At 41.4% G+C, this 4,883-nt stretch carries 5 protein-coding genes; 1 reads left to right on the plus strand and 4 read right to left on the minus strand.

The window, feature by feature from the left end; genetic code table 11:
• Positions 1–1,573 precede the first annotated feature (1,573 nt).
• The gene (locus tag KNQ13_RS15440; RefSeq protein WP_209548545.1) at positions 1,574–1,924 is read right to left on the minus strand and encodes a hypothetical protein; all 351 of its coding nucleotides are present in this window, start codon (positions 1,922–1,924) and stop codon (positions 1,574–1,576) included.
• Positions 1,925–1,999: 75 nt separating this feature from the next.
• On the opposite strand from KNQ13_RS15440, the gene KNQ13_RS16060 reads away from it, so the two are divergent.
• The gene (locus KNQ13_RS16060) at positions 2,000–2,695 is read left to right on the plus strand and encodes a YiiX/YebB-like N1pC/P60 family cysteine hydrolase (protein WP_209548544.1); all 696 of its coding nucleotides are present in this window, start codon (positions 2,000–2,002) and stop codon (positions 2,693–2,695) included.
• Positions 2,696–2,820: 125 nt separating this feature from the next.
• Here the strand turns inward: KNQ13_RS16060 and KNQ13_RS15450 are convergent, their stop codons facing one another.
• The 3 genes from KNQ13_RS15450 to KNQ13_RS15460 all read right to left on the minus strand — a co-directional run.
• Entirely contained in the window at positions 2,821–3,063 is a 243-nt protein-coding gene (locus KNQ13_RS15450) for a hypothetical protein (protein WP_209548543.1), read from the minus strand.
• A 182-nt stretch (positions 3,064–3,245) separates the two neighbouring features.
• Positions 3,246–4,610: a relaxase/mobilization nuclease domain-containing protein gene (locus tag KNQ13_RS15455; RefSeq protein WP_209548542.1), complete on the minus strand. Its 1,365-nt coding sequence runs from the start codon at positions 4,608–4,610 to the stop codon at positions 3,246–3,248.
• Positions 4,577–4,883, minus strand: a 307-nt coding sequence (locus KNQ13_RS15460; RefSeq protein WP_214773259.1) for a MobC family plasmid mobilization relaxosome protein, incomplete at its 5' end; no start/stop codon positions are given. The genes KNQ13_RS15460 and KNQ13_RS15455, both read right to left, overlap by 34 nt.

Genomic DNA, 4,883 nt, shown 5'->3' on the forward strand with positions numbered 1-4,883 from the left:
CATAAGCCGGCACACTCATTTGAAAACTTTCTGCTATCTCAGAAAGTTTCTCAAATTCGACTTCACTCACTCGAAAATTGACCTGTCGGTTCTCTTTTCGGTTCGCCTTCAAAACAACCGCCCCCTCTGAATACGTACGAATTATGCCTCGAATGATGGACGAGTAAAAGGATTTTACTCGTCCATCATATTCGATTCATAGAGGGGTTGGCAAGCTTCGTATTTGCTAGCCACTTCGTGTCGCACATACAGCTTGTCGGGGGATTCCCCGAGCCCCTTTCTCTAAAAAAATTAGAGACCGTTCTTTCGTCTTAGGAGACGAAAGAAGCTACTTCCTAAAGGAAGTAGCCTGGTAGATCGCTTTGAAGTATTCATTACATTTGAATTCAAAAAGAGTGCTTCCTTTTGAAATTCTTATACAAATATTGAATCTTGTATTGTCAGAAAACTCATGTAAGCGTACAATAATGAGTAACAAAATATGGACGAAGACACAAAAAACGCCACTTCTCCTATCTACTTGTCGCCAAACGAGTAGATGATCAACGAAGTGACGCTTTTGAATAGCGAGTGCACTAACACTAGCTATTGATCGTTGAAGGCACATGGCCGTGACTTCAACTAAGATGAACTTATCATACTAATTAAACCTATACTTTACAAGGTTTTAGTACAGAAAAAGGACATCGTTCAGTAGCGAGTTTTGCGAAACCTGCTATCGAACGATGTCCTTTTTGTTTTGGTTTTACATATAAAAGAGGTCAGCACTCGCTCTTTAAACGAGTAGGTTCATCTAGCCGACGCAGTAAAATAGATCGGTCATCACCGCAGTTCCAGTAGGTGATGCGACGTTAGCAGGGGAAGGACGTAAAGCCCTGTACATAGCCTAAGTCCTCATAAGGATATGGTAAAGATCGTTGAGAGGTTCAGACGGGGTCATATGGTACGAGACCGTAGGCAGTCCCACGACAAACGGTGGGGAATTTCCTAGTAGGCGGCTGTATGATTGCTGTGACACGACCTGAGGTGGCTTCTGGCCACGTCAGAGTGGATTATATGACGAGTCGCCGAAAGGCAGCAAGGTAGGGCGTGGAAACGCCTTGTGTGCGCACTAGCGCAGCGAGTCATATCGTAGGGGCGTGATTCCCCTGCAGTCTTGGAACGCCTAGACATACGGATACCTCGTCCTACACTGGACGCAGAAACGTTGGGCAGATTTAATCCTTTTATTTTCAAGGGGTTAGTCTGCCCATCCAGCCGTTTTCCTCGCCTTCCTCCCGCAGTATGCACATGCTCTTCTAGTGCATCAAGTCTTTTTGAGTAAAAAAAGGAAAAGAAAATGCCGGAAAAGATGAAGATCAACGACTGGAGAACATGTCGTGCGAGGAACGTTGAAGGAGGGAGCGAAGCGATTCCATTCAATGTGACGCAGTACGCCAGCAAACGAAGTGAAGGCGGAAACGCCGAAAACGAAGTGCGGTAGTCTGGGATATTTAAGATATTATGAAGCTATTTAGAAAGTAGAATGTATTTTACTTTGTATTAGATATTTCTATGATCTATTAAAAATGATTTAATCATTTAGTGTTAGGAATTCGTCCTCTTTTAAAGGAACATTGCCTTGAGCATTATTACCGTAGTAGGTAACTACATATTTATTTTCATCATTTTTTTTCACAAAAAATTCGTATTCGATTTTTGATTCGTCATCAAAAACGAGTGTATACATATATCCGAATTTATTAAATGATGAGTTTGTTTCATACGTACTTGGTGAAATAGAAAATTCTTTTTTAATTACTGATTCTAGTATTTCTTTACGATGATTTTGCTCATTTAAAAATAATAAAAGTCCAATAAGAAGCGTAGTAATTAATATTAATAGTATGAATATTGAGATCTTCTTCTTTTTTGAATTAATCATTCAAAATCACCTTTTCCTTTTTTAGGTAAATTAAGTTCTTTTATGTATATATTATACTAAAAGGGGGATTTAATCGTGAAAAAGTTTAGTTTCTTTTTGGTCTTTGCTTTATTTATTAGTATTTCTTTAATTTTCAATCCTGTAAATATTAAAGCCGAAGGTTCAGACATTCTTCAAATCGGAGATGAGAACTCTACCACTTCTTTGAGTGAAGCTCCTTTTTCAATTCCATCAGTCGATACAGATGTTATTGACGTTGATATTGATGAAGATGGAACAGTTAAACCAGGTGAAACAGTTCGTTACCCACACTCTACAATTATAGTTAAATCAGGAGATGTATTGGTATCTGATAAGAGTTGGGATGCTACAAAATTTGTAGGGCATTCTGCTATCGTTGGTTCAGACTTTTTAGTCCGAGAAGTTTTGACAGGATCAACTCCTGGTAAAACTAGATCACTTTCTACTCACCTTACCAATCAATCAGGTGGAACTGTAAAAATTTATCGACATTCTAATACAACAGCGCGTGCTGAAGCAGGTCAATGGGCTGTAAATAATGTTAATAAAGTTACAAGTTACAGATTCTCAACGAATCTCAAAGATGTTTCTTACAACTATTGTTCAAAATTTGTTTGGCAGGCTTTCAACAAAAATGGATACACAGCCGGATATCTAAGTAATGTTTCGCTTGTAGGACTAGATACTCATGGTTATGTATATCCTGATTCATTTAGCTACAATATGAAATTTGTAGGTTCGTACAGATAATTTAAGGAAATAAATGCTATCATTGCGTGAAATGACAATTCCTCGCAACGTTACCCTTGCTACAGAGCCAAGCACGAAAAAAAGGGGCGAAATCGCCCCTTTTCACAAACTTTTTTTTATTTAAATTAATAAACAAACCTTTGAATTACATAAACTAAGGCGATTAATAATAATAAGCCGATCGTGTTCACTATTATTTTTTTCGGTAGAGAAGTTTCAGAAGAATACTTGAGGCTGGCTATATAAATAGCAAAAACTGTTATATAAAGCACGATAAACCATTCAGATAAAGCAAAGGTAATAGTCCCGATGATAATCATCACTGATAGGTTTCTATTAACTTTGGGGTCTTTAATCGCTTCAAACATGCTATCACTCCTTTGCCTCAAGCATAATCAATCATAAACGACTATTCTATACATTTTATGGTAATTCTATATTTGCTAGTGAAGCCATGAAACGAATACTAAGATAGATCGGCACGAGGAAGATTGCCGTCATCAGTCCTTGCTTGGCTGCATCTAGCCATTCTGTTGTGATGATTTTCCATCTAACGCTCGAAATCTTGTTCGAAAGATCTGTTGATATTTCGTTTAGCTGTTGTTCGTGCCTGCTCTTGAGACTGTTCATGTCTGTCTCGATCTTCTGTGTGTTGTTCTCGAGTATCTGCTTTAGCTCGCTTTGTTGCGCGATGATGCTGCTGTTGGCCTTCTCGCTCGTTTGCTTGAGTTGGCTCGTGATCAGCTTGTGGCTGTCGTTCAATTGCTCGAGGTGTGTACTCTGTATGTTCTTCAGCTGCTCGTGAAGGACTTGCTGGTTCTTGCTGAGTTGGTTCGAGTAGGTTTCGATCAATGCCTGTAATCGTTCGTTTATGTTGCTGGTATGCTTTTCGAGTTCCTTGCTTCGATTGTTCAAGCTTTCGGTTGAATTCTTCATAATCAAATTCGTCACTTCTTCGGTGTCCTTGCTGATCTGAACGAGATTCTCGATTTCCTGTTGGAACGTCATCTCCTTCTGGACGACCTCCTGCAGGACGGTCGACAGATAGCCCTCGACGGCTCTCAGGCGCATCAGAAGCTCCTGTTCGTTCTGAATCAAGGATTCCTGTGTTTGGCGTGGTATCGCTTCCTGCTCGTTCTCCGTGTGATACTCCGGTGTGTCTTCCGACTTCACCAATTCCTGTTCTTTCGCCTTCAATTGGTCTTTCAAACCCATCCTTGATGACCTCCCTCTCATAGTCTGCCCCTAGTTTGTTGTCTCGTACTCGTTTCTTGTTTGTATGGTCGTAGTAGGTCGTCGTGTTTCCCCGTTCTCGTACCTCGATATTGTGAGCCTTCAACAGATATACCTTAAACTCATCGTAACTATTCGTGGATGCCTTCGATTCTTCGATGTTCGTCCGGATCTCGTCCTTCCAAGAGGTCTTGCCCTTCTCGAGAAGGGCTTTCTCCGCCAATGTATAGCGAACCGGAGCGTCCTTTTTCACGATGACGGACAATCCTCGTTCCTGACAGAGCCGATCGCTCTCCTCGCGAATCCGATGGAGGTCCTTCTTCGAGGATTGATACTTGCTGCCACTCTCGAAATTCACGGCATTGATGATGATGTGATTATGAATATGCTCCTTGTCCGTATGCGTGTAGATGACGGCTTCATGCCCTTTTGAGATGGCTCGAGCGAGTTCTTGCCCGATCTCGTTCGCTTGTTTGGCTGTCACTTCCCCTGGCTTAAAGGATTGAATGACATGATGGGCTTGAATCCCGTCCGGTTTGCCCCATAATTCTCTCGTCGCCTTCATCTGAGACTTGGTATACTCCGGTGGACAATCGACCCCTGATCGTTCTTCTGCTCGTTTCTCAGCGTAGGAAATGAGCTTGTTGGCTACTTTTGTATTGCCGAGTTGAATTGTTGCCATATCTGATTCAACTCCTTCTGTATGTTTTCCAGTTCTTCTTTCGGTACTGATTTGCCCTCGTTTGCGTGTTTGGTCATCTGGTTTACGTTGTTCCCGATGGCACGCAATTGACGGGCAATCTCAAATGCACCCTCTCGATCGATCTTCGGTGGTCGCATTCTCGATCCTTGTGCCTGCTTTTTAACATAAGCCGGCACACTCATTTGAAAACTTTCTGCTATCTCAGAAAGTTTCTCAAATTCGACTTCACTCACTCGAAAATTGACCTGTCGG

It is taken from the genome of Exiguobacterium sp. s128, from assembly GCF_018618815.1.
Lineage (GTDB): Bacteria > Bacillota > Bacilli > Exiguobacteriales > Exiguobacteriaceae > Exiguobacterium_A > Exiguobacterium_A antarcticum.